26 protein-coding genes are annotated in these 23,511 nt (G+C 46.4%); 15 read left to right on the plus strand and 11 right to left on the minus strand.

What is annotated here, in order from left to right; all coding sequences use genetic code 11:
- Positions 1–25 precede the first annotated feature (25 nt).
- Both CHA6605_RS10275 and CHA6605_RS10280 read right to left on the minus strand, forming a co-directional pair.
- The gene (locus CHA6605_RS10275) at positions 26–529 is read right to left on the minus strand and encodes a DinB family protein (protein ID WP_015159394.1); all 504 of its coding nucleotides are present in this window, start codon (positions 527–529) and stop codon (positions 26–28) included.
- Between the two features lie 32 nt (positions 530–561).
- Positions 562–3,954: a WD40 domain-containing protein gene (locus CHA6605_RS10280; protein ID WP_015159395.1), complete on the minus strand. Its 3,393-nt coding sequence runs from the start codon at positions 3,952–3,954 to the stop codon at positions 562–564.
- A gap of 383 nt (positions 3,955–4,337) precedes the next feature.
- Here CHA6605_RS10280 and CHA6605_RS10285 point away from each other — a divergent pair, with 383 nt between their 5' ends.
- Positions 4,338–4,790: a cupin domain-containing protein gene (locus tag CHA6605_RS10285; RefSeq protein WP_015159396.1), complete on the plus strand. Its 453-nt coding sequence runs from the start codon at positions 4,338–4,340 to the stop codon at positions 4,788–4,790.
- A 223-nt stretch (positions 4,791–5,013) separates the two neighbouring features.
- Here the strand turns inward: CHA6605_RS10285 and CHA6605_RS10290 are convergent, their stop codons facing one another.
- Entirely contained in the window at positions 5,014–8,652 is a 3,639-nt protein-coding gene (locus tag CHA6605_RS10290; RefSeq protein ID WP_015159397.1) for a WD40 domain-containing protein, read from the minus strand.
- Positions 8,653–8,853: 201 nt separating this feature from the next.
- On the opposite strand from CHA6605_RS10290, the gene CHA6605_RS10295 reads away from it, so the two are divergent.
- Positions 8,854–10,140 (plus strand): caspase family protein, encoded by a 1,287-nt coding sequence (locus CHA6605_RS10295; protein WP_157259950.1) that lies wholly within the window; start codon positions 8,854–8,856, stop codon positions 10,138–10,140.
- Positions 10,141–10,318: 178 nt separating this feature from the next.
- Here CHA6605_RS10295 and CHA6605_RS10300 read toward each other — a convergent pair whose 3' ends face one another.
- Entirely contained in the window at positions 10,319–10,498 is a 180-nt protein-coding gene (locus tag CHA6605_RS10300; protein WP_041547904.1) for a hypothetical protein, read from the minus strand.
- A gap of 86 nt (positions 10,499–10,584) precedes the next feature.
- Here CHA6605_RS10300 and CHA6605_RS10305 point away from each other — a divergent pair, with 86 nt between their 5' ends.
- Positions 10,585–11,262, plus strand: a complete 678-nt coding sequence (locus tag CHA6605_RS10305) for a glutathione S-transferase family protein (protein WP_015159399.1) — start codon at positions 10,585–10,587, stop codon at positions 11,260–11,262.
- A gap of 49 nt (positions 11,263–11,311) precedes the next feature.
- Here the strand turns inward: CHA6605_RS10305 and CHA6605_RS10310 are convergent, their stop codons facing one another.
- Complete coding sequence (locus tag CHA6605_RS10310) at positions 11,312–11,623, minus strand: DUF1272 domain-containing protein (protein WP_015159400.1); 312 nt, start codon at positions 11,621–11,623, stop codon at positions 11,312–11,314.
- 72 nt (positions 11,624–11,695) lie between these two features.
- Between CHA6605_RS10310 and CHA6605_RS10315 the strand changes: the two genes are divergently transcribed.
- A complete protein-coding gene (locus tag CHA6605_RS10315; protein ID WP_015159401.1) occupies positions 11,696–12,472 on the plus strand; it encodes an SAM-dependent methyltransferase in 777 nt (258 codons plus the stop codon).
- A 149-nt stretch (positions 12,473–12,621) separates the two neighbouring features.
- Here the strand turns inward: CHA6605_RS10315 and CHA6605_RS10320 are convergent, their stop codons facing one another.
- From CHA6605_RS10320 to CHA6605_RS10345, 6 genes are all read right to left on the minus strand, one after another.
- A complete protein-coding gene (locus CHA6605_RS10320) occupies positions 12,622–13,356 on the minus strand; it encodes a MerR family transcriptional regulator (protein ID WP_015159402.1) in 735 nt (244 codons plus the stop codon).
- A gap of 211 nt (positions 13,357–13,567) precedes the next feature.
- Positions 13,568–14,038, minus strand: coding sequence for a cupin domain-containing protein (locus CHA6605_RS10325; RefSeq protein WP_015159403.1), 471 nt, complete (start codon positions 14,036–14,038; stop codon positions 13,568–13,570).
- A 77-nt stretch (positions 14,039–14,115) separates the two neighbouring features.
- Positions 14,116–14,832 (minus strand): hypothetical protein, encoded by a 717-nt coding sequence (locus CHA6605_RS10330; protein ID WP_157259951.1) that lies wholly within the window; start codon positions 14,830–14,832, stop codon positions 14,116–14,118.
- Position 14,833: 1 nt separating this feature from the next.
- Positions 14,834–15,637: an SDR family NAD(P)-dependent oxidoreductase gene (locus CHA6605_RS10335; protein ID WP_015159405.1), complete on the minus strand. Its 804-nt coding sequence runs from the start codon at positions 15,635–15,637 to the stop codon at positions 14,834–14,836.
- 51 nt (positions 15,638–15,688) lie between these two features.
- Complete coding sequence (locus tag CHA6605_RS10340; protein WP_015159406.1) at positions 15,689–15,904, minus strand: tautomerase family protein; 216 nt, start codon at positions 15,902–15,904, stop codon at positions 15,689–15,691.
- A gap of 14 nt (positions 15,905–15,918) precedes the next feature.
- The gene (locus tag CHA6605_RS10345; RefSeq protein ID WP_015159407.1) at positions 15,919–16,362 is read right to left on the minus strand and encodes a nuclear transport factor 2 family protein; all 444 of its coding nucleotides are present in this window, start codon (positions 16,360–16,362) and stop codon (positions 15,919–15,921) included.
- 152 nt (positions 16,363–16,514) lie between these two features.
- Here CHA6605_RS10345 and CHA6605_RS10350 point away from each other — a divergent pair, with 152 nt between their 5' ends.
- The 11 genes from CHA6605_RS10350 to CHA6605_RS10400 all read left to right on the plus strand — a co-directional run bounded on the left by CHA6605_RS10350 (position 16,515) and on the right by CHA6605_RS10400 (position 23,490).
- Positions 16,515–17,417 carry a LysR family transcriptional regulator gene (locus CHA6605_RS10350; RefSeq protein ID WP_015159408.1) on the plus strand — a complete coding sequence of 301 codons (903 nt, stop codon included), beginning with the start codon at positions 16,515–16,517 and terminating at the stop codon, positions 17,415–17,417.
- 193 nt (positions 17,418–17,610) lie between these two features.
- Positions 17,611–18,060: a hypothetical protein gene (locus CHA6605_RS10355; protein ID WP_015159409.1), complete on the plus strand. Its 450-nt coding sequence runs from the start codon at positions 17,611–17,613 to the stop codon at positions 18,058–18,060.
- 209 nt (positions 18,061–18,269) lie between these two features.
- Positions 18,270–18,824: a P-loop NTPase family protein gene (locus CHA6605_RS10360; protein ID WP_015159410.1), complete on the plus strand. Its 555-nt coding sequence runs from the start codon at positions 18,270–18,272 to the stop codon at positions 18,822–18,824.
- Complete coding sequence (locus CHA6605_RS10365; RefSeq protein WP_015159411.1) at positions 18,811–19,308, plus strand: DUF3574 domain-containing protein; 498 nt, start codon at positions 18,811–18,813, stop codon at positions 19,306–19,308. Before CHA6605_RS10360 ends, CHA6605_RS10365 begins: the two co-directional genes overlap by 14 nt.
- 137 nt (positions 19,309–19,445) lie before the next feature.
- Positions 19,446–19,949: a hypothetical protein gene (locus CHA6605_RS10370; RefSeq protein WP_015159412.1), complete on the plus strand. Its 504-nt coding sequence runs from the start codon at positions 19,446–19,448 to the stop codon at positions 19,947–19,949.
- 25 nt (positions 19,950–19,974) lie between these two features.
- Complete coding sequence (locus CHA6605_RS10375; protein ID WP_015159413.1) at positions 19,975–20,415, plus strand: ester cyclase; 441 nt, start codon at positions 19,975–19,977, stop codon at positions 20,413–20,415.
- Positions 20,416–20,446: 31 nt separating this feature from the next.
- The gene (locus tag CHA6605_RS10380; protein ID WP_015159414.1) at positions 20,447–20,941 is read left to right on the plus strand and encodes a hypothetical protein; all 495 of its coding nucleotides are present in this window, start codon (positions 20,447–20,449) and stop codon (positions 20,939–20,941) included.
- Positions 20,942–21,041: 100 nt separating this feature from the next.
- Complete coding sequence (locus tag CHA6605_RS10385; protein WP_015159415.1) at positions 21,042–21,701, plus strand: glutathione S-transferase family protein; 660 nt, start codon at positions 21,042–21,044, stop codon at positions 21,699–21,701.
- 44 nt (positions 21,702–21,745) lie between these two features.
- Entirely contained in the window at positions 21,746–22,021 is a 276-nt protein-coding gene (locus CHA6605_RS10390; RefSeq protein WP_015159416.1) for a phage integrase Arm DNA-binding domain-containing protein, read from the plus strand.
- A 182-nt stretch (positions 22,022–22,203) separates the two neighbouring features.
- Positions 22,204–22,860 carry a DUF924 family protein gene (locus CHA6605_RS10395; protein WP_015159417.1) on the plus strand — a complete coding sequence of 219 codons (657 nt, stop codon included), beginning with the start codon at positions 22,204–22,206 and terminating at the stop codon, positions 22,858–22,860.
- A gap of 129 nt (positions 22,861–22,989) precedes the next feature.
- The gene (locus tag CHA6605_RS10400; protein ID WP_015159418.1) at positions 22,990–23,490 is read left to right on the plus strand and encodes a hypothetical protein; all 501 of its coding nucleotides are present in this window, start codon (positions 22,990–22,992) and stop codon (positions 23,488–23,490) included.
- Positions 23,491–23,511 lie beyond the last annotated feature (21 nt).

Genomic DNA, 23,511 nt, shown 5'->3' on the forward strand with positions numbered 1-23,511 from the left:
TTGTTAGCCTGTCAACCCGCTCAAACTAAAATTCATAGTAAGGATTGTATGGAAGATCGGTATTTCCATAGTCAATCCCCATTTTGTGCAGCTCTGTAGTTATTTGGCTTCTATGGTGGGTTTGATGATTAAACATCTGCACATAATAAAAAGATCTAGGCACTTTCCTATTTCTATTCAATTTTGCACTCCAAAACTCAAAGACTTCATCAAGCCAATTTTGAAGATATACCTGAGACTCGACAACAAGATTTTCATCAAACTCAGAGCGTGCAGATTTTAGTTCGCCATAGCTAGGATATGGAACAAAAGTCAGATCTAACTTAGGGGGATTTTTCGTATGAATAAAAGAGTGAATAGCTTCATCCACACTAATGATATGATTCAGTGTTTTAAGAATTGAGTCAAAAAACATTCCTCTAGATAAATGGAGTTGGTAATCGTCCAACTCATCACAAATTGCAAAAAGGTTCTCGTTCTGCCACTTGTTATATAGAGCCATTGTTTCTAAAAAAATTGGAGTAATCATAATTTTAAATCTACAGAGACTTCAAATGGATTCTATAGGGTCGCTCCCAAAGCTGTTAAATTCTCCTGCTGGGCAGTCAATCCTTGGATGCCCCGAATATTCATCCCTTCATAGGGTCGGGGCGATCGAATGATTTTGACACATTCACCCGTGGCAACATCCCAGAATCTAATGGTGGCATCAGTGCCAGTACTAGCTAGCAACTGCCGATTGGCAAAATCCGCGCTGTAGTGGGGCACAAAAGCTACTGCGAAAACACAATGCGTATGCCCCTGCAAGATCTTTAGACATTTCCCGCTCCGCACATCCCAGAGCCGAACGGTACCGTCATAGCTGCCGCTGGCTAACAGTCGTCCATCTGGACTAAAAGCCACCGACCAGACAAAGGCTTGATGACCGAGTAAAATTTGGAAACATTCACCAGTATTAATATTCCAAAGAGCAACACTACACTCGACACTACCACTAGCCAAAAGCTCGCCAGTAGGACTAACTGCGATCGAGCAAACCGATTGCTGCTGACCTTGTAAAGTGCGGATACACTCACCCGTCTGGATATTCCAAAACGCGATCGTCCGACTAGCACAAGCCAGTATCGTTGGCGAGGTCAAAAATAATACTGATGTCACCCAATCTGTATCTTCTGGTAGCACTCGGATGCATTCCCCAGTCAGAGTATTCCAAAGTCTCACCGTCCGATCGGAGCTACTACTGGCAAGGATGTCACCATCGGGGCTAAATGCCACCGACCAAATGCCATTGGTATGTCCAGATAAAATGTGGCAGCACCGACCATCGCAGACGCTCCAAAGTTTGACGATCGGGTCGTCGCCGCTACCGCCACTAGCGAGAAATCGACCATCTGGACTGAAGGCTACCGTTCTAATGGAGCTACTATGACCGCTCAAACTCGTAGAGCGATTCCCCGAAGGGGAGGCTACGCCAACGTCCTGAATATTCCACAGTCGTAACGCGCCACCAAAATATCCAGCAGCTAGCATCGGTGACGCATCGATCGAATGTGCTGGGGCGCAAGCCATCCCATAAATCGTATTGGCGTAACCCTGAAAAACTCTCAGACAATTACCAGTATCCAGATTCCAAAGCCTGACCGTGCGGTCTTCACCACCGCTAGCTACGATCTGATGAGTCGGATTAGCAGCGATCGACCAAATCCAATTCTCATGACCTACCAGTGTCTTCAAACAGTTCCCCGTCCGCACATCCCAGAGCTTGATAGTGCGATCCTTGCCACCGCTAATCAACATTCGACCATCCCGACTGAAAATAACAGACCTTAATTCATCGCGATGTCCTAAATAAGTGCTCAAACATTCACCAGTACTCGCATCATAGAGTTTGAGGGTGGCATCTTCACCGCCACTAGCGATGGTTCGACCATCGGGGCTAAATGCCACTGAATAGACCTTGCCTTGATGCGTCGTCCATGTTTTCAGGCATCGTCCGGTGTTAATATCCCACAGCCCGATCTTTGCATCAGCACCGCCACTGACAATAGTTCGACCGTCAGGATTGACTGCTACTGAATAGACCGTCTCACGATAGTCGGTCTTCAAACATTCACCAGTGCTGACATCCCAGATCCCGATCGTGCAATCGTCGCTACTATTGACAAAAGTATCAAGGCTACCGCTGACTAGTAGTTTGCCATCAGGACTGAATGCCACTGACTGGATTGCTTGGGCACGATCTGCGAATGTTTGCAAGCACTCACCTGTACTGACATCCCAGAGCCACACGGTACGATCGAAACTCCCACTGGCTAGCGTTCGACCATCGGGACTAAAAGCCATCGCCCTGACCCAATTAGTGTGACCGCGCAGGATCGATCGCAGTTGGAAAGTGCGGGCATCCCACAATCGAATATCGCCATAAAAATCGCCGCTAGCCAGTGGGAGTTTCGATCGCAATTTACCCATAAGTCGATCGACCAGCGGCACTAAAATCATCCGCACTTGACTTTCCCGCACGTAGTCTTGAGCCTGAGCCTGAATCAGTGCATGACTATTAAAAATCGCTACATCTAAAGTCGTAATTTCTGCACATACTCGATCGATAAATATGGCGGTGACATATTCCATCACCACAGGTTGCAAGGTAAAACATCCAGAACTTTTTTCGATTAAACTTTGCCGATCTAACGATTGTAACGCGGCTAATAGTTGCGATCGGAATCCGTTAGGAATGAAGTCTGCTAATAGTTGCGAAATCGATACAGCTTCGCGCCCGATTGCCAACCAGTACATTACCTGTTGCTCGATCTGGGACAATCGATTAAATTGTTGACCTAACAAAGCCTCAATCCCATTACAGAGAATTACCCCCTGTTCCAAAAACGCGCTCACGCTACCGTCGAATAAATCCCGAATCGTCGTCGCCGCAATTTTAATTGCTAACGGGTTGCCAGCGTAAGATTGCTGTAACTGCTGCCATTCGCTGGAATTATCTGTATGACACCCATTTGTAGTGCCGATCTTTTGCACTTCGCGATCGCTCAAACCAAGTAAATCCAACGTGCAAACTGCCCCAGATTCTCCTTCTAAATGAATCAAAGTTTTGGGCTTTTCCCGACTGGTTAAGATTAAACAACTAGCATGATGTTCGGTAGCAATCCGGCGCAGGAGTTCGCTATACCCAGCATAACCTTCCCGATAACCGCCATGGGAGAGAATCGATTCAAAATTATCGAAGACAATCAGACAGCGAGTAGTGCGTAAATATGCCATCAATTGGGAGATCTGAGCATCCACAGTATCCGCAGATTCGGTTTGCTGCTGGTGGGAGACAAAGGCAATAAGTTGAAAGAGAATTTTATCCAGCGGTGAGGCATTACGTAAGGATTGCCAGACAATGCGCTCGAATTTGCGATCGGCTGCTAACTTTTGAGTGAGTTTGGCGGCTAATGATGTTTTGCCCATGCCACCCATGCCAACGATCGAAATCAGCCGACAACGTGGCTCAAGGGGATTAACATCAGAATTATCATCCAGCCATCGTGCCAACTGCTGGAGTTCATTTTCGCGTCCTCTAAAAGTAGAAACATCGATTTGTTCGCCCCAATAGCAATCTCGATTTTCATTCTGACTAACTGAGCTGACGGGATTCGACGGTTCGACAACTGCCGACATCGCTCGATCCACTAGTTCTGGCGAAATGTTGCTCCGGCGGCGCAGTACTGCTTGCAAATTATTTTTGGTGACTGGTTCGCCCAATACCTGAGTCAATTGTCGCCACAGTTCGTAGCCGACATCGCGGATATAGCCAGTGTCATAGCCGATCTGCTCTGCCATAACGGGATATGTGCGACCTTCCCAAGCGTGACGAAATACCTGCTCTTGAATATCGCGGAGACTCTGTTCTTGGAGCAGTCGATCGAGTAATGCTAAAGCTTCATCTGCTGTCATTGGCAAAGACCCTGCCAGAATCTATCTTTATTCTAGTCAGAATAATTCGTAAATTACAATCGCAGATCCGATCTTTTCCGATCTTTTCTGGCTGTCAAACTATTTGTGGCAGCTTATTCTAAAAGACATGTAACAGCTTCAACCCGTCTAGCGCACCAACTCACACTTCAATTCTCGATTGCCAAATTTCACCCGTTGGCCGATCGAACCCATTTGAGATCTTTCGATCGCTAGCTTCTGCATTGACTAATATTTACAGTAGTACATTACCAAACGGACAGCTTTGTCTGATGGTCTGTAGTCTCAATGAAGTTGCCTAACAACACCCATGCACAACGATCCGCCCTAAAAGATCGCCAAAAGTCAATCCCTGGAGCAAAATTATGACACCTAAATTAACTCATACCAACCCCAAAATCCTTGCATCTGGCGAAGGTGAATCGCACCAATTGCTAACTCACACAGTAGTGTGGAAAATCACAACTGAAGATACCAACAGTCGTTATGCGATGTTTGAAATGACCGATACCGTTGGGGGTTCGGCACCCGCCCACAAACATCCTTGGGAAGAAACGTTCTACATCCTGGAGGGCGAATTAGACATCCAAATCGGCGATCGTTACGAAACGATCGGTGCTGGCGCAGTCGCCCATTTTCCAGCCAATGCCGTTCACGCTTTTAAAATAGTTTCTCCCGTAGCGCGCGTGCTGATAATTGTCTCACCTACTATTGCCGAAGCATTCTATCGAGAAGCTGGTGCGCGAATTACCAGTTTCCCACCCGATCCGATCGTCGTGCAGGAGATCTGCGAGAAATATAATTTGCAACCTCAATAGTAACTATTTGAATAAAAAATGGGAGAAAAATTACGATTGAGAATTTTCCAAAAGATCGCATTAAAATTATCGAAGTCTTAGCTCGATCGATCGCACTCAAACTATTTAGTGTCGCGCTCGATTGGCTAGATATTGATAAATACACGGATCGTGCGTCTCTTTTGCTCGATCGAAAACCCTCGATCGAGTTGGTACCAACGATCGAAAAGATCGCTAATAGATTCTATAGAATCGCTCCTAAAGCTATTAAATTCTCCTGCTGGGCAGCAGTCAATCCTTGGATGCCCCAAATATTCATCCCTTCATAGGGTCGAGGAACGCGGAGGATTTTGACGCATTCACCCGTAGCGATATCCCAAATGCGAATGGTGGCATCAGCACTAGAACTGGCTAGCAACTGTCGAGCGGTGCCATGTTGAGGGATGAAAGCTACCGAGAATACTCCACTTTCGTGTCCCGCTAATACTTGCAGACATTCACCCGTATGGAGATCCCAAAGTCTGATGGTGCGATCGAAACTGCCACTGGCTAGAAACCCTCCATCTGGACTAAAAGCCACCGACCACACAAAATGCGTATGACCGAACAAAGTTTGCAAACAGGCACCTGTAGACGCATCCCACACTTCCACTATGCGCTCCCCCCCACTGGCGATCGTCTTGCTGCTGGGATTAAACGCGATCGCACAAGTCGATCTGTCCACCTGCCAAGTCCGCACACATTCACCCGTCTGAAGATCCCAAAAGTTAATCGTCCGATCTAAACCACCACTAACCAGGATCTCTGGGGAACTAAAGACGACAGACATCACCCAGTGCATGTGCCCTGTCAAAATCTGAAGACATTCACCCGTCAGAGTACTCCAAATTCTAATCGTGCGGTCGGTACTCCCGCTGGCAAGCATTCGACCATCCGTGCTGAAGGCCACCGACCAGACTTCGTTGGTGTGACCGGATAAGCTACAGTAACATCGACCATCCTGGATGCTCCAAAGTTTAATCGTCGGATCGGCACTACCACCGCCGCTAGCTAAAAATTTGCCATCTGGACTAATTGCAATGGTTCTAATCGCATCAGTATGACCTTTGAAGCTGGTAAATTCGCCAGTATCGATCTGCCAGAGTCGCACGAGTCGATCGAAGTAGCTCCCAGCCACCAATATGGGCGAATTAGCGAGATTTGATGCAGGCGCGGGCACTGGAGCGATCGAAAATAGGGTATTGGTATACCCCTGCAAAACTTTGAGACACTGACCGGAATCTAGACTCCAGAGTCGGATCGTCCGGTCTTCACTGCTACTGGCAATAACTCGATCGTGGGGATTGAAAGCCATCTTCCAGATCCACTTCGTATGACCGATTAGTGTCTTGACACGTTCCCCAGATTGGACATCCCACAATCCGATCGTCCGATCTTTGCTGCTGCTAATGAGCATTCGACCATCGTGACTGAAGGCGACCGCTCGCACTTCATCATTGTGCCCGACAAAAGTGTGTAAACACTCGCCAGTAGCAAGATCCCAGAGCTTGACGGTAGTATCATCGCTGCCGCTAGCTAGAAACTTGCTATCTGGACTAAAGACTACAGACAAAATCCAGCTTTGATGACCCGCCAGGGTTTGCCAGTAGGTACCATTGCTGCCATCCTGGATGTGCCAGAGTTGAATCGTGCAATCGGTACTACTACTAGCAACGATCCGACCGTCAGGACTGAAGGCTAGCGACTTGATATCATGAGTTGGATTAGCTTCATACTGAAGACTAGTCAAACATTCCCCATTATTGACATCCCACAGTTTGATAGTATAATCGTCGCCGCCACTAGCCAAGATCTGGCCATCTGGACTAAATGCCACTGAATAGACTCCCTGGGTATGTTCGGTCAACGTCCGCCAGCACTCACCCGTATTGAGATCCCACAGCTTGATGGTGCAGTCATAACTGCTGCTAGCCAACAGCGAACGAACAGGATTATATGTAATCGCTTGTACCCAGTTGGCATGACCTTTTAAGATTGACTGAAGTTGGTGAGTCCGCGCATCCCACAAGCGAATATCGCCGTTAAAATCTCCACTAGCAAGATAGTTGCCATCGGGACTAAAGGCTAGTGAGTGAATGGTGCTAAAGATTTCAGTGAAGACTGACTTGGCCACATCGGTATCGGCAAAGTTAATGTTATGTAAATCTACATTCAGCAGATAGGCTTGCCAAATACACAAACCCGAAAAATCATAACCACTCAGATCGACTGCCAAATGACGGTAAAGGTTAATAAGATTGCCACCTGCATAGCCTTTTGTGCCAGCAAATTCAGTTCGCAACTTAACTAATAATCGATCGAGTTGCTGCTTAATTTCTGGTTTCGATCGCAATTTACCCATGAGTCGATCGACCAGCGGGACTAAAATCATTCGCACTTGGCTTTCGCGTACATAGTCTTTGGTCTGAGCCTGAATCAGTGCATGACTATTGAAAATCACCACATTAGATGTGGTAATTTCTTCGCAAATCTGCTCGATAAATATGTCAGTGACATACTCCATCACCACGGGTTGTAAAGTAAAGCAGCTCGAACTTTTTTCAATCAGACTTTGACGATCTAACGATTGTAATGCGGCTAAAACTTGAGAGCGAAATCCGCTAGGAATGAAGTCTGCTAATAGTTGAGAAATCGAAATAGCTTCGCGCCCGATCGCTAGCCAGTACATTACCTGTCGCTCGATCTCGGACAATCGAGCGAATTGCTGTGCCAGTAAAGCCTCAATCCCATTGCAGAGAATTACCCCCTGTTCTAAAAACGCGCTCACGCTACCATCAAATAAATCTCGAATTGTCGTCGCTGCAATTTTAATTGCTAACGGGTTGCCGGAGTAAGATTGCTGTAATTGATGCCAATCGCTGAAATCGGCTGTATGACAACCATTCACAGAACCGATCTCGGCCACTTCTATTTCGCTCAAACCAAGTAAATCCAACGTGCAAACTGCCCCAGATTCTCCTTCTAAATGAATCAAAGTTTTGGGCTTTTCCCGACTGGTTAATAATAAACAACTAGCATGATGTTCGGTTGCGATCCGGCGCAGGAGTTCGCTATACCCAGCATAACCATCGCGATAACCGCCATGGGAGAGAATCGATTCAAAATTATCGAAGACAATCAGACAGCGAGTAGTGCGTAGATATGCCATCAATTGCGAGATCTGGGCATCCACGGTATCCGCAGATTCGGTTTGCTGTTGGTGGGAGACAAAGGCAATAAGTTGAAAGAGAATTTTATCCAACGGTGGGGCATTACGTAAGGATTGCCAGACAATGCGCTCGAATTTGCGCTCGGCTGCTAACTTTTGAGTGAGTTTGGCGGCAATTGATGTTTTACCCATGCCACCCATGCCGACGATCGAAATCAGCCGACAACGTGGTTCGAAGGGATTAACTTCAGAATTGTCATCCAGCCATATTTCCAACTGCTGGAGTTCATTTTCACGCCCAATGACGCTAGAAACATCGATCTGCTCGCCCCAATAGCAATCTCGATCTGGGGGTGAAGCTGAGCTGACGGGATTCGACGGTTCGACAACTGCCGACACCGCTCGATCCACTAGTTCTGGTGCAATGTTGCTCCGGCGGCGTAGTACCGCTTGTAAATTATTTTTGGTGACGGGTTCGCCCAATACCTGAGTTAATTGTCGCCACAGTTCGTAACCGATATCGCGGATGTATCCAGTGTCATAACCGATTAGCTCGGCCATTTTGGGGTAGGTGCAACCTTCCCAAGCGTGACGAAACACTTGCTCTTGAAGATCGCGGAGACTCTGTTCTTGGAGCAGTCGATCGAGTAATGCTAAGGCTTCATCTGCTGTCATTGGCAAAGATCCTGCCAGAATGTCTAGTCTTATTCTAGTCCGAATAATTCAACAATTACTTTGATGTAATTGTCGTCCGTTGGATCGCTGCTTAATTGACAATTGCCCCTACTCTAAATTTCAGGGATTTTATGTGGAAACTACTGAGCGATCTTTTTTAACATGCTGAGTACAATAGGAACTAATTTGTGATGGCTAAGGATGATGCGTTTTTTATCGATTTTACCGATCGTGTCGATCTGTGGTTTAGTAACAGTAGCTATTGCCACTCAGCCGTCACTCAAGGGTGCAAATCTTCAGTCTTCTTCGCCATTAGGATCGACAAGTAATGCTGGTCAAAATCTTACCAGCCGAAAATCGGCAACTGTACCCGATTTTTTAGTTTTGGGCGGTGGTGGCGCACCATCCTATAACGAAATTGCGATCGAAAAAAATGTGCTTTATTTTCAACGCACGATGAAGACATTGGGTTTCGATCCCAGCCAAGCGACAATTTTATTTGCCAATGGTAACGATGGACGCGAAACGGTACGCTATTTAGACGCAAATCGCTCAGAACGATTCAAAGCACCCAATATCCCCTATCTACAAGCTGCGGCAACAGTTGACAATTTACAGCAATCGCTCCAGCAGATTGCCAACGCATCCGGATCGGATCGCCGTCCGCTGTTTTTTTACTTTACCGGGCACGGTTCCCGCAACCGAGAAGACGAAGATAACAACACGATGCTGCTGTGGAACGAGCAAAGCTTGAGTGTGCGAGAGTTTGCAACATTTTTGGATCGGTTGCCGCCCACAAAGCCCGTCATCACTGTCATGGTGCAATGTTATGCAGGTGCGTTTACTAACTCGCTCGTTTATGAAAATGGCGATCCGCAGGCTAAAATTGCCGAACGACATCGTTGTGGTTTTTTTGCTACCACTAAGTATTTACCGTCGGTGGGCTGTACTCCTGAAGTCAATGAAGCCGACTATCGAGACTATAGTTCGAGCTTTTTTGCTGGTTTGAGCGGCACCAATCGCATCGGGCAGCGCGTAGCCTCTGCTGACTATAACCGAGATGGGCGGGTATCTTATCTTGAAGCCCATGCTTTTGCTAAAGTTGACGAACAAGCTGCCGATTTACCGATCTCCACCTCCGAATCCTGGCTACAATCTCAGCTTTCAGAAGCAGCCACTGCGAATTTACTCGATAAGCAGTCGTTCTCCAAATTGCTAGCCACCGCTCGCCCCGAACAACGGTTTGTGGTGCAATCTCTGGCTAAACAGATTAATTTCGATCTGGGTAAAAGCTATAGGGATAACTACGATCGGATCGAGGCATCTGATACGGAAGATGAACTAAAATCTACCTATCTAGCCCGACTGAAAATGGAGCTAACTAATATTGCGATCGAACAGCAGCTTCGGACTAGCAAGAATATCCAAAAAATTGCCATTCTCGATCGATTGTTAAATTGCGAGTCGGGTTCTCTGGGCAAAAGTTAACATTTTAACATTTCGATCGATCTCAGAATTTTCAACGACTAGAAGTCGTTGCTAGTGATGCAAAGTCCGCCTGTCTTGAAAAGGTGCTCTACTTGGGGAAACCCCAAGACCGCACTTTTCGCTACGCGGACTGGGAGATTAGTCCGCGTAGGCGGACTTTGCACCATGAGCGGCGATTTCAATCGCGCGATGCAACTGAATCTATACCCAAAGCTTGTTGCAATATCTTACGCTCCTCGATCGATAGTTCCATCCACACTCTCGGATCGTCTGGTTTTTGCTTATAATGCAGCGCGGTGGTGAGTAAGCATAAGGGTATTCGATCGACTAAATCCACCGCTATCGCCTCGTGCTGCACGAAAATTTGACGACGATTCTCCTACGGAGGCTCTGCCAACGCGCTATCATCGATCTAGACGATCGGATTAAATCGAGGTAAAATCTATGTTGAAGTTTTACTACGCGACGATTTCGGCCAATTCGCAACGAGTTTGGATTACTTTACTAGAGAAACAAATTCCCTTTGAACCAATTATCGTCAACCTGGATGGCGAACAATTTCAATCCGAATTTACTGCTATCAACCCACTGCAACAAGTTCCAGCGATCGTCGATGACGGATTGCGGATATTTGAATCATTAGCGATTTTAGACTACCTCGAAGCGAAATATCCCGTGCCGGAGTTAATGCCAAAAGAATTGGATAAATTGGCAATTGCGCGGATGATTTCGATAATTTCCCTAACTGAGTTACAGCCTGCTGCCATTACATTAAGCAAGCAACTGATAGGAGTAGAGATCGATCCAACGAGCGTTGAAAAGGCACGACAACGCGCGAACGCAATTTTACAATTTTTTGAGGATACGATTGCTGGCGCAGACAGCAAGCTGTTCGGAGATCGCCCCTACTTCACTGGAAATACATTTACGATAGCCGATATTGTCGCGGGTACGCTGGTTCCATCTGTCGCTATGTTTGGTATTTCATTAGATTCTTATCCTGGTTTAAATGCCTGGATCGAGCGATTGTCGCAGCGCGAGAGTTTTCGACAAACGGCACCAACTCCAGAGGGGGTTCAGGCGGCATTACCAACCATTAAGAAAATTCTAGAAACACGATAACAGCATTTTAACCCTACCTTTAATCTGCTTTAATTAGGTATTTTCTACACTACCGTTGTTCTGGAGGCAAGTTATTAATTGCAGCTACCAGCTTGGCATAAGCAGCTAGATCTACTGGCTTATGTTTGACTTTGATGCTGGCAGGATCGTTGCTAAGATAATTGTTATCTTTCCAGTTTTTCGATGGTCGAATCGGTCTGGAAACAAAGCCACCACCACAATTTGGGCAAATATTATTGCCTAAAATACTATCCACACAAGTAGCGCAAAAGGTACATTCATAAGTACAAATGCGAGCCTCAAGTGAGTCTGGTGGCAATGCTTTATTACAATGTTCGCAGGTTGGTCTAAGTTCGAGCATAATTCTCCTGTTGGCGATCGTTAACGTTAGACGGCAAGATCCTTTCGATATTAAAGGTTACTAAAAATCCCTATGAGTACAGACACTCAAACTGAGTACATTGCTGCTTTAATCAATTTACACCGTGGACACGATCGGCAAGGGCCAGGTGACTCTGACTTCTCGCGCCATATTTTGAACCATCTTCCTACTTTGCCCCTCAATCCGCGAATTGCCGATCTCGGATGTGGCAGCGGTGCTGGTGCATTGCTGCTGGCACAATACTACCAAAGTACGGTCGTGGCAGTCGATTCCTCTGCGGTTTTTATCGACGAACTCAAAGCGCGGGCAAAACAGCTCGATCTTGAGCATTTAATCGTGCCGATTCAAGGTGATATGGGTAAGCTCGATCGGTCAGTGGGTATGTTTGACTTGCTGTGGTCTGAGGGCGCGATTTATCATCTTGGGTTCGAGCAGGGTCTTAAACTCTGGCGACCGCTGCTTGCGGAGAGTGGTATTGCCGTTATATCTGAGCTAAGTTGGTTTATCGATCGTCCGCCAGAGGCTGCGATCGCATATTGGCAAAATGCCTATCCAATGATGGGGACTGAGGCTGAGAATATCGTTCGGGCAAATCGGTCTGGCTTTAGCGTACTTTCTACCCATCGGCTGCCGAGTCAGGCTTGGTGGGTCAATTATTACGAACCGCTGCGCGAACGGATGCAGCAAATCGAAATTACCCCAATTACTCGTTGGCGGAGCCTGTCTGCAAGACAATCGGTTATTGATGAAACTGAAGCAGAGATGCGAATGTTTGAACGATTTAGCGACTCCTACGGTTATACGTTCTATATTCTGCAAGCAATTTAGAAAAAAGCCATCATTGGGTGTTATGGCAATCGCTATGACTATTAAGACACTTTCAATCTCAGTCTGTGTAGGCAGACTTTGCATTATTAGCGACGATTACCCTACGGGAACGCTCCGCGAACAATCGTTGTGTCCTAACTGCTATATCTTCAACTGACCTGGCATTGCAACGCCCGCTCCATATAGGACGCTAAGGCAGCATCGTTTTCTCCCCAATGGCTAACTGTCTCTCCTCCTTCTTCATACATCTGATTTAAAGCCGCTTCGATTTCAGGATCGCCACCCGTGAACTCCTGAATTAAAGCTTGCCGACGATGCACTAAAGCTTGCACCACTTCGCTAGCTGGGTCTGTTCCCTTCTCCATTTCCGCCTGAACTTGGGCAATCAAGTCTTCCCAATCGACTTGTGCCTGTTGCATTCTTTCTTCTCCCAATAGTTCTTGACGTTGCTTCAGGGTTTCAAGCTGCTCGGGACTATAGTAATTTTCTAGCATGTCCATAACTTGGATAATCTGGAGAACTTCTTCAACGGGAACTGCATCAAGTTTTGCGGCAGTTTGTTCGACGCTTTCTAATCGTTCTAAAAGCTGTTGAGACAGCTCGATCTGTTTGCGAACTTTGGCAACATGCAATTGAACCATTTCGGCAAAGGCACGATCGCCATTATCCAAGCAACTTCGCATATCTTCTAACGAAAACCCAATTTGCTTTAGAGTTATGATTTGCTGTAGACGGATGATATCTTGCTTGGCATAAACGCGATATCCAGATTCTGTCCGATGGGATGGAGATAACAATCCAATTTCATCGTAGTAGTGTAGCGTCCGGATCGACAAGCCCGTTCGTTTCGATAGATCGCCGACTTTAAAGGTTATGGCTTCCATTTGTGTAACTCCTTTGTTTACTCTCATTCTTAAAAAACAGGAACACTTCTATCTTAAAACCCTCACCTAACGTGAGGGTCAAGAGGGGGAGGCTTCTAATTTAAGAATACACAACTGTTATTACAATACAAGCGACATAATATTTGAGCTGACGCATGTTGAATCTCCTGTAAAAGACTCCACTACTTCATTGTATCGAAGCTTTGTATTGCTAATATGGACTGCCATCTTTATGTGCTATTTTCCAAGTTCCATCAGTCATTTGAGTTGCTTGTAGATCGTTATTTGGATAATCAACTTCATCGCCTGCGGTGCGATCGCCGATCTCCAAATAGGTCACAATTTCTGACGATCGATTCGCTAATTGATGAGCGATACCTGTCCCCGCTTTGAATCCATAGCAATCTCCCGCCACCATCGAGAATTCCTGTTCTCCCAATACTAGCGTTGGGGTTCCCTCCAGAATAAAAATAAATTCATCCTGCTTGGAGTGACTATGAGCAAGGGCAGACAGGGCACCAGGTGAAAGATGGGTGAGATTGACCCCAAACTGAGTCAATCCAAAACACTCGCCTAGTTTTTGTTTTAACCTTCCTTTGACTTGCTCGGCATAAGGTTCGGGATAAATAGTTTTGCCCATCGTTGCAGGAACAGATTGGGCTGAAATCGGTAATTGGTTCATATTATTAGCCTCCTAGTTGATGCCACATGGAATAACATTGTCCGGTTGGATTGTTATGTTTGCCTTGACTGAATTGGCTAAAACATTCTGGTAAAATGTGGATGTTTGGTGGTGTTACGACGGAGCAGAATACCTGCCCATACGAACCATACTGGAACTAGCAGCCCAGCACCAGCACCGATCGAGAATACAATCAGCGGGCGGATGGATAAACCGTAGCCCGCCATCCCAGCAACTAGCGATAATGCTGCCGCAAAACCCAGATAGCCGAAAAAGCGTGGCAGGTAATTGGAATGCAGGGCAAGCTTGCTAACTATTAAAATCCAGATCCCGATCGCACCAAAGGTAAGCACACCATCGCCAATGTCTAGGGCGAGTCCGGCAACGACATGAACTGCCTGTTGGAAAGCAGGATCGGCAGTTGCATACAGCGGAATAATCTTACGATCCCAAGCCTGTTCCATGAGATGGCTGCGGGCATGAGTCGCAAATCCGAACAGAGCCGCAAGGCCAGACCACAAGACAGCTTCTTGATTCAGCCCGTAAACCATGCGGGAGATGGCTGGCACTGCCGCGAGACCGCATAACCCTGCGACGATCCAGGCCCAGTGGAAGCACAGGTGTGCCGTAGGCTCCTGAGAGAGTGCCATCCAAAATTCGTGGGGTGAGACATCAGTTCGTCCCTGAAGTTTCGGTGGCATCAAGAGTGTCACAACTGCTGCTCCAAGGTAAGCCGCAGCCACGCCGAATGAGGCCATTGCCCATAGATTCTGAATTGTTTTGCTCTGTTGCATTTCAACTCCTGTTAAGGCCATCTCCTCCAGCCGCAATACCACCATCCACTGGGAGGATCGTGCCCGTTACCCAGCTTGCATTTGCTAAATAGAGAACAGCATCGGCGATGTCTTTGGGCGTGCCAACCCGACCCAGAGGATGCTGCCAATCTAAAGAATTTAATGTTTCTGGGGTCAGTTCACCATGAAGGGGTGTGGGGACAATTCCAGGCGCGATCGTGTTGATCCGAATCCGATCCTTGGCCAACTCAAAGGCTAGGTTTTTCGCCATCGCTGTAATTGCGGCTTTCGCCATAATCGGTGCTGATGAAGGAATTGACTGGCTAGCGTGGAATGTGAGAATCGTCCCAATGTTGATAATTGCGCCGCCATCTCCTTGCAAGCGCATTTGCTTGACAGCTTCTTGAGTGAGCGCAAAGGTACCGCGAACATAGTTTAGATATTGGTCTAACTCACCAATGCTATATTCAGTGAACGGTTTGACCGCAAAGATGCCAGCATTATTAATGAGCACATTCACTCGACCAAACCTGGAAACAGCTTCGTCAACTAGTTTTGGGGCAAATGTCGGATCGGTAATGTCACCTGCTACAAGATGGATACGATTCGCCAAGGGCGACACTACGCGAACGGGTCGATCGAGTTTTTGAGCCGCCGTTTCAAGTTTTGAGAACGTTCTCCCGTTCAGTACTACATTCGCCCGTTCGCGTAGCGTCGGCGCAGCCGAATCGTGCAAAAATGCTTCAGCAATGGCATAACCTAAGCCAGTTGCACCGCCCGTGATAATTACAGTCTGAGTTGTCATGTTATCTACCTCCAATTTAGTTCAAAGATTTGACTGTCTAGATCGACATTTTTACTGTGATTGTGGCTGAATGCCTTGCCGAAGTTCTTTCACAGACACGCCAGCAATTCCCCAATCTTCAGTCGCAACTTCATCAATGACAACAAATGTTGTTGCGGGTGTCTTATTTAGAACACGCACCAAAAGTTCTGTTACACCTTTGATGAGTTCAGCTTTTTGCTTCGCTGTTGCGCCTTCGCGAGTGATTTTGATGTTTATATAGGGCATGGTTTGACCTCCTGCTAATTTCGGCTTGTTGGCACTATCGCCGTGTCTGGATGGATTGTGTAGTGAAAGACTTTGGCAATGATTTTCCATTCGCCCTCAAGCTGAATGAGGGTAAGGAGATCGATAAAATCTTTACCTAGCATGGAACAACGCATTCGGGCGATCGCGGTGACAGCCCCTGCCAACTCGATCGAATCGATTGAAAATACATAGGGTTCACCGGATGATTCAGGAGAAATTCGTTGCTCGACGATTGGGAAATAGGAATGCATATCCAGGTGGAAGAGTTCTCCACTAGATGCCGTAAAGTATCGAGCACTGGCATGAAAAACAGTTGCCAAAAGAGCTGTATCACAACGATATAAAGCGTCATAATATCGCTTGAGTAGATCGACAATCGCGAAATATTCAATGCCGTCAACCTGTTTATCCACCGTATAGACTTGTGCTTGATTCATAGTTCCTCCGCTTTGGGCTATCACATCTTGAAGCGCATAGGTTAACCATAACTCTTCACTCAGAAAAGACAAAGATCGATTTAGTTGAATAACTTTTCACCTATGGTGAATAATATAAGTGGCGATATGGAGCCTTTTGGGAGTGATTTTCTATGGACAAATTAACTGCTCTGCAAGTTTTTAGACGGGTCGTTGAGTTGGAGAGTTTTAGCCGAGCAGCAGAGGCTCTAAACTTATCGAATGCGGCTGTTAGTAAAAATGTCCAGGAACTGGAAAAAGAACTGAGAACCCAGTTGATCCATCGGACCACCCGACGTTTGAACTTGACTGAAGCCGGAAAAGTCTATTTTCAGCGGGTTTCCTCGATTCTGGATGAACTGGAAAGTGTTGAAGAATGTGTTGCCGATCTCTCGGTCAAACCTCACGGACTGCTTCGCGTGACAGCACCAATGTCTCTGGGTTTAACCCATGTCGCAACAGCCATTTATCAATTTCAATCAATTTATCCAGATATACAGATCGAACTCATCCTCAACGATCGCTATGTGGATCTCATTGAGGAGGGATTTGATGTGGGGATCAGAGGGGGCGGATTGGTCAACGATAATAGTCTGGTCGCGCATCAAATCGGCGATATTCAACGGGTCGTTTGTGCGTCACCGACATATCTGAAGCAGTATGGCGAACCAAAATCCCCAGAGGATCTAAAGCAGCACCATTGTGTGATTTACACGCTGGCGCGATCGCCCCATGAGTGGAGTTTTGGGCGAGGTCATGAAACAGTATCAGTGCATGTTGATGGATCTTTAAAAGTGAACAATAGCCTTGCGGCGAGTCAAGCTGCTGTCGCGGGACTAGGTTTGATTTTTTTGCCCCTGTTCACAGTCTTAGATGGATTAGAAGGTGGGATGCTAAAAACTGTCTTGAAAGAATGGTCTACGGAACCTCTGACCCTGTATGCGATTTACCCAAAACATCGCCAACACTCTGGAAAACTTCAAGTATTTATAGACTTCATGTCGGAGGCTCTTTCATCAATTGCTGCCAGAATTTAACCATATGGCACTGTCGTGTGCTAATTCTAATCATCTAATAATTACGATCGACGATCCGATCTTTTCCGATCGCGAACGGCAGACTTTTACCGATCTTTTCTGGCTGTCAAACTATTTGTGAGAGCTTATTGTGGAGACATGGAGCAGGTTAACACCTTCATCCCAACCCACAACTAAAACAGGAACGATCGTCATGAATTTTTTCAAATCTAGTCTCACATTAACATTAATCGGTCTATTAACTTGTGCTGGATTGGCTACCCCAGCCCTTGCTACACCCGATTTTGACAATAGCCTCAGTGCAGCAGATGATGAGGGGAATGTGGATAACGGGCAATCTCGGACGATTAAAGGCGATGTGACCACTACCGACGATGCCCAAGATTTCCGGCAATTTACCCTCGTTCGTAACTCTACCGTACGCTTTAGCGGTACATCTAACGGAGGAGCAACCGATTTGTTATTAGTGCGGGACTTTAATAATAATCGTGTACTCGATCCGGGGGAAATAATTGCTAAAAGTTCGGGTTCTTTTTCGCATTCATTTACCAGAAATCTAGCATCTGGAAAATATGTCGTTGTTATTCGGAGTCGAAAATTTAGCGCAGACATCGTTCCTTTCAACGTCACTGTTAAAGCATGAGGATAGTTGAATCAATTCTCTTGCACAGAGGCTGCATCAACGATTAAATTTCTGGCAATAGCGAATAGATCGGCGATCGCCTGTCAATGAATTATTTCAAAAATTGGCGATCTTTACCCTAATCTAATCCACTCCGATCTTAATTTAAAAATAGATCTTGCAATCTAGAGCGAGTTAATCGATCGCACTATATAGAGAGAAGAGGAAACATGAAAAAAGTAGCAGTGTTTGGCAATGCTGGTGGCGGGAAATCAACTTTAAGCCAGAAATTATCAGAAATCCTGGGTTCCCCACTACACAGCTTGGATAAAATCCAATTTAGACAGAATGGTGTTGCCGTTCCAGTCGCAGAATATCAGCGCATTCACGCCCAAATTCTGGCTACCGATCGCTGGATTATTGATGGCTTTGGTTGTATGGAAACGCTCTGGCCGAGACTGGATGCAGCCGATAGCTTGGTATTTGTCGATTTGCCACTGTATTTACATTTTTGGTGGGTGACTAAAAGGATGTTAACGGGTAGTTTTAATCCACCAGCAGGCTGGCCGGAAAATAGCCCAATCTTGAAGAGTTCGATAAATAGTTATCGTAATTTGTGGTTGTGCGATCGATACTTAACTCCAAAATATCGCGAGTATATCCAAAAGGCTAAAAACAATAAAAATGTCTATCATCTGAGATCTTCTCAGCAGATCGAGCAGTTTTTGGCATCGATAAATTCGGGCAATGCTACCAAAATTATTGTCAGCAATGAGAAAAATTGAATGGAGCAACTATATCACTCAGAGTTTAATTTGTGCGGGATTATTGACAACGATTGGTATTTCCACCTTTTCTGTCTCTCAAAATTATTCTAGTACAGATGAGATCGAACAACGATCGATCGCTAAAAATCCTCAGCAGCTCTGTAGCAATATTCCAGCAGGTAAATCTGTTGCTCGTACCGAACTATTTTTTGGATTGCGTAAACCAAATGGAACCGAAGTAAATAGTACTGAATTCCAACGGTTTCTCGATCGCGAAGTTACACCCAGATTCCCCGATGGCTTCACTTTGTTAACTGGTAACGGTCAATTCAAAAATGCTCGCGGTGCGGTTATTAAAGAGCGATCGAATTTATTGATATTGCTCTATCCCGTCGGAACGAATAGTAACCAGCAGATCGAACAAATTCGCACAGCTTATACCACGGCTTTTCAACAACAATCTGTACTTCGTGCCGACAATCTATCTTGCGCCACTTTTTAAGCAATCGACTCAAATCAGCCAAGCGGTTAGAAACCATTCCTCAGCATGAAATATTAGTCCGCCTTCGCGGACTTTGCATCATTAGCCGCGATGTCAATCGCAGGCTGACGTTCAATTAATTTAACGGAGTTAATCTCATGATTCATCACATTTCGTTGGCGAAGCCTCTCGGAACGAGAATCGATGCTCGCGATCCATTGCGGGTAGCTGGTGTTCTAGCAAAAATTTGGAATGGGAAGGTATATAAATTCCTAGTTTCTGATAGTTATATCGTCATACCTTTCGATGAATATGGCACTCATGTTGTAGTGTTTAAAGAAGGAGATGTATGGAGTCCAAGTACTGAAATCGAACCAGCGAAAGTAATTCAAGCTACTCCCACCAAATTGGTGGCTATCCATGCCGCTGTTTCAGTTCCTACTACCCAGCAGCAAATCGAGCAGATCGGGCAACAGGAAGGATGGCGAGTATTGACCCGCAAACAGGGAGATGCTCCATTCAGTTTAATTGAGTTTTGGGTTGAAAATCGAATTCTATTTGAATTTATGCCACCAGAATTTACACCTCAATATCTAGAAATTATGGAACTAGAATCGATCGAGCAAATGTTAGGACAGCATCTTGAATCTGTACCAGCTTAATAAATTTTTCAAGGAGAATTCTAAAATGTCTACCACCGCAAATAAAGATATCGTCCGCCGTTTTTACGAAGAAGTTTTCAATCAACGCAACGTCAATGCGATCGATGAATTAGTCCATTCAGAGTTTACCAATCACGATCCCACCCCTGTGGCATCGCGAGATCCGGAGTCGATGAAGCAATTCATTCACACCATCACTCAAGCATTCCCCGACCATCATCACGCGATTGAAGATCTCATTGCCGAAGGAGATAAGGTCGTGATGCGCTGTACCCTCACTGCCACTCATCAAGGTCGGTTTCCAGGTTTTTTGGAAATGCCGCCTACTGGTAAGTCAATTTGCCAGCGACAGATTCATATTTTACGAGTCCAGGATAGCAAGGTAGCCGAGCATTGGGTCATCCGAGACGATCTGACGATGATGCAACAGCTCGGCTTGATTCCGCAACCAGAAATGGCTGTATGACCGATCGCCAAAATTTAATGGAGTTAATTTTATGATTCACCACTTTTCGATCGCCGCACACCATCCACTGCACGTTAGCCAAGTGCTAGCAGAAATACTGCAAGGACAATCTGTACCTTTCCCCGGTCATCCTGGCAGCCACGTCGCACTAGCTTTCGATCCGCAGGGAACGATGGTTGAAGTTCATCCATTTGGTACTGCCTTATTCCCAGGCGATGCGGCTAATGAACCAAGTCACCTGCTACCAAATCCAGCCGCATCGATTTACACCGCCAATCATACGGCTATTTCGGTGCCAGTCAGCACCGCTCAAATTCAATCGATCGCCGAACGAGAAGGTTGGCGGATGGCGCATTGTCGTCGCGGCGATAATTACTTCGATGTAATTGAATTCTGGGTGGAAAATCAATTACTCATCGAATTGTTACCGCCAGAGCTGGTCGATCGATATCTCGCTTTTATGTCACCAGAATCTTTGGTTGCGGCAGCGCAAGCAGCAGCGGCGCAACAACCGACAGCAGCATGAAATATAACCATTCAAAAGGGTTTGGGTAATTTGGTTGCCACAGGTAGGGGCAATTCATAAATTGCCCCTACCTCTAGCAACCAGATCTAGGAGTTCTACCATGCCTACAATTCAACTTTACAGTGCAATTCTGTGTCCTTTTGCCCACCGAGTACGATTAACCTTAAAAGAAAAAGGTGTTCCCTTTGAGTCGATCGAAATCGACCCCCAAAATAAGCCTGCTAACTTTCTCGAAATTTCGCCTTATGGCAAAGTCCCCGTCCTCAAACATGGCGATAACCGCATCTGGGAATCGGCGATCGTCAATGAGTATTTAGAGGAAACCTTCCCCAATCCGCCACTGTTACCCACAGAGCCGATGCAGCGGGCACAGGCACGCATTTGGATTAATTTTGCCGATACCCGCTTGTTCGCTACTACCGGAAAACTGTTACACGGTCGCGACTCACACCCAACGGCGTTATTAACAGAGCTGATCGAGCATTTGCGCTTCATGGAACATGAGGGTTTGTGTAAAAATTCCACCAGTGCGCCCTACTGGATGGGGACAGAGCTGAGTCTCGTCGATCTGACTTTTTACCCTTGGTTCGAGCAATTAGCCGTGTTGGAGCACTTCCGAGGCTTTGGGTTGCCATCTGGACTGGATCGACTTCAGGAATGGCAAGCAGCAGTAGCTCAACGGGAATCAGTCCGATCGATCGCCAATTCGCCAGAATTTTATCTCGAACGCTACGGGCGGCTGGTTCAAGCTAAGTTCTAGTCTCCCGCACACCCCTTTCTAAGTAAACACAGGTCACAAATATCATGAATGCTAAAACTAGCAGCGAGATCGATGGGGAAACTCATTCTATCGAACAACCAACAGCCGATCGAACCCAGCATAAATCTTGGTTTGGCAAACTTCGTCAGGCGATCGTTACAGCCTTCGAGCCACAGGAGGAACCCATTTTCTACAAAAAACGAGATCGCAATGGCAATGTCTACTGGCAAGCCTACGACCCGGTTAGCAATCGCTCTCTCGAATTTGGCTCTGACGATGAAGCCCGCCACTGGCTCGATCTGCGAATGCCATTTCGATGACGGCATTGGCACTCTCAGCTCTTTGACAGAATCTAATAGTAGCCGATCGACCCACAGTTACTGCCGATCGATCGCCAATCCCCCAGAATTCTATCTCGAACACTATGGGCAACTGGCTCAAATGATGTTCGATCGCTAAAGACCTGCCAATTCAAAATTAGCCCAAATCACAGAAGCATGATATGAACACTGAAGAATTTGAAGATGTGTTGCAGTTCTGGTTTCCCAGCTTACCCAGTCACGATCCAGCGGCGCGGGTAAGGCAATGGGAGTGGTGGTTTCGCGGGGGTGGCGATGCCGAAATAAGCGATCGGTTTACGCCGCTATTAGAACGTGCGATTCGAGGCGAACTCGATGATTGGTCGCAGCAACCGCGATCTCGACTCGCCCTCATTCTCGTTCTCGACCAGTTCTCGCGCACGATTTATCGGGGTCATGCCCGATCGTATGCTCAGGATGAAACAGCTTGCGCGCTAGCGATCGAAGGAATTGCGAACGGTGATTATGCAACGCTTGAAACACCGTGGGAGCAAACATTTTTCTTCCTGCCATTGGGACATACCGAAGATCTGCATTACCTCGACATGGCGATCGAGTTAGCAGATCGACTGGTGAGTGATTCACCAGCAGAATATCGCCCCTTGTTAGCATTTTCCGCCGCCCAAGCTCGCCGTCATCGAGCTGTTATCGATCGATTCGGTCGGCAACCCCATCGCAACGAAATTCTGGGACGGCATTCGACCCCTGCCGAACTGGAATATCTGGCAACAGGTCAGCTCGTGCATAAACAACCATTCCCACCCGATTTAGCACAGTTTTTGATTCAGCATTTCGTTTAGAGCGACCGAGCGATTACTGTCGAACAACAAAACAAACTTTTTTTCACCGACTGTGCATAAACCAAAAATTCCGAACGTGGATATCATCACAAGTTCAAAACACCTCATTTACCACAGGAAACACCCACCATGAAATTTTTTAACTCTGCCAAAGCATTTACTCTCGCTGCTACCACGATTGTTAGCGTAATCTCTGGGTTTGCGGCTGCTAGCTTGGCAGCTACCCCAGCACGAGTTGTTTTTTTACCAGGTCGTCCGTCGATCGCGATTTTTGAAGCGGAATTACAATCCTATAAGATCGGTTGTCCGGCACTCGATCGACTCTGGAGCCGCATTCCTCACAAACTCGTTACCGCCCCAGAATACGATCGACTCGAACGGGGTCCTTTTACCTTCAATGGCAGTGGAGATCTACCTTGTAACTCTCCCAACCGAGTTAAAGGCTTTATTTCTCCCGCCTTTGGACGATTGATTGTGGTTGATGGCATTCGTTCCCACGTTGTTAGTAACGATAGTTTCTTTACCGCATTGGGAATTTCTCCCCGACAACTGACCCAAGCACAAGGGGCACAACTGCTCAAATCGCTCCCTCCCGGCTCTTCTAAAGTTTCACTTTCAACAGCACAATAATTTTATACAAACTGCCAAAAA

The sequence above is a fragment of the Chamaesiphon minutus PCC 6605 genome (assembly GCF_000317145.1).
Taxonomy (GTDB): Bacteria; Cyanobacteriota; Cyanobacteriia; order Cyanobacteriales; family Chamaesiphonaceae; genus Chamaesiphon; species Chamaesiphon minutus.

What these genes read in the sequence shown, in the direction of transcription:
- CHA6605_RS10275 (WP_015159394.1), bottom strand. Translation starts at nt 529, where the DNA reads ATGATTACTCCAATTTTTTTAGAAACAATGGCTCTATATAACAAGTGG.
- CHA6605_RS10280 (WP_015159395.1), bottom strand. Translation starts at nt 3,954, where the DNA reads ATGACAGCAGATGAAGCTTTAGCATTACTCGATCGACTGCTCCAAGAA.
- CHA6605_RS10285 (WP_015159396.1), top strand. Translation starts at nt 4,338, where the DNA reads ATGACACCTAAATTAACTCATACCAACCCCAAAATCCTTGCATCTGGC.
- CHA6605_RS10290 (WP_015159397.1), bottom strand. Translation starts at nt 8,652, where the DNA reads ATGACAGCAGATGAAGCCTTAGCATTACTCGATCGACTGCTCCAAGAA.
- CHA6605_RS10295 (WP_157259950.1), top strand. Translation starts at nt 8,854, where the DNA reads ATGATGCGTTTTTTATCGATTTTACCGATCGTGTCGATCTGTGGTTTA.
- CHA6605_RS10305 (WP_015159399.1), top strand. Translation starts at nt 10,585, where the DNA reads ATGTTGAAGTTTTACTACGCGACGATTTCGGCCAATTCGCAACGAGTT.
- CHA6605_RS10310 (WP_015159400.1), bottom strand. Translation starts at nt 11,623, where the DNA reads ATGCTCGAACTTAGACCAACCTGCGAACATTGTAATAAAGCATTGCCA.
- CHA6605_RS10315 (WP_015159401.1), top strand. Translation starts at nt 11,696, where the DNA reads ATGAGTACAGACACTCAAACTGAGTACATTGCTGCTTTAATCAATTTA.
- CHA6605_RS10320 (WP_015159402.1), bottom strand. Translation starts at nt 13,356, where the DNA reads ATGGAAGCCATAACCTTTAAAGTCGGCGATCTATCGAAACGAACGGGC.
- CHA6605_RS10325 (WP_015159403.1), bottom strand. Translation starts at nt 14,038, where the DNA reads ATGAACCAATTACCGATTTCAGCCCAATCTGTTCCTGCAACGATGGGC.
- CHA6605_RS10330 (WP_157259951.1), bottom strand. Translation starts at nt 14,832, where the DNA reads ATGCAACAGAGCAAAACAATTCAGAATCTATGGGCAATGGCCTCATTC.
- CHA6605_RS10335 (WP_015159405.1), bottom strand. Translation starts at nt 15,637, where the DNA reads ATGACAACTCAGACTGTAATTATCACGGGCGGTGCAACTGGCTTAGGT.
- CHA6605_RS10340 (WP_015159406.1), bottom strand. Translation starts at nt 15,904, where the DNA reads ATGCCCTATATAAACATCAAAATCACTCGCGAAGGCGCAACAGCGAAG.
- CHA6605_RS10345 (WP_015159407.1), bottom strand. Translation starts at nt 16,362, where the DNA reads ATGAATCAAGCACAAGTCTATACGGTGGATAAACAGGTTGACGGCATT.
- CHA6605_RS10350 (WP_015159408.1), top strand. Translation starts at nt 16,515, where the DNA reads ATGGACAAATTAACTGCTCTGCAAGTTTTTAGACGGGTCGTTGAGTTG.
- CHA6605_RS10355 (WP_015159409.1), top strand. Translation starts at nt 17,611, where the DNA reads ATGAATTTTTTCAAATCTAGTCTCACATTAACATTAATCGGTCTATTA.
- CHA6605_RS10360 (WP_015159410.1), top strand. Translation starts at nt 18,270, where the DNA reads ATGAAAAAAGTAGCAGTGTTTGGCAATGCTGGTGGCGGGAAATCAACT.
- CHA6605_RS10365 (WP_015159411.1), top strand. Translation starts at nt 18,811, where the DNA reads ATGAGAAAAATTGAATGGAGCAACTATATCACTCAGAGTTTAATTTGT.
- CHA6605_RS10370 (WP_015159412.1), top strand. Translation starts at nt 19,446, where the DNA reads ATGATTCATCACATTTCGTTGGCGAAGCCTCTCGGAACGAGAATCGAT.
- CHA6605_RS10375 (WP_015159413.1), top strand. Translation starts at nt 19,975, where the DNA reads ATGTCTACCACCGCAAATAAAGATATCGTCCGCCGTTTTTACGAAGAA.
- CHA6605_RS10380 (WP_015159414.1), top strand. Translation starts at nt 20,447, where the DNA reads ATGATTCACCACTTTTCGATCGCCGCACACCATCCACTGCACGTTAGC.
- CHA6605_RS10385 (WP_015159415.1), top strand. Translation starts at nt 21,042, where the DNA reads ATGCCTACAATTCAACTTTACAGTGCAATTCTGTGTCCTTTTGCCCAC.
- CHA6605_RS10390 (WP_015159416.1), top strand. Translation starts at nt 21,746, where the DNA reads ATGAATGCTAAAACTAGCAGCGAGATCGATGGGGAAACTCATTCTATC.
- CHA6605_RS10395 (WP_015159417.1), top strand. Translation starts at nt 22,204, where the DNA reads ATGAACACTGAAGAATTTGAAGATGTGTTGCAGTTCTGGTTTCCCAGC.
- CHA6605_RS10400 (WP_015159418.1), top strand. Translation starts at nt 22,990, where the DNA reads ATGAAATTTTTTAACTCTGCCAAAGCATTTACTCTCGCTGCTACCACG.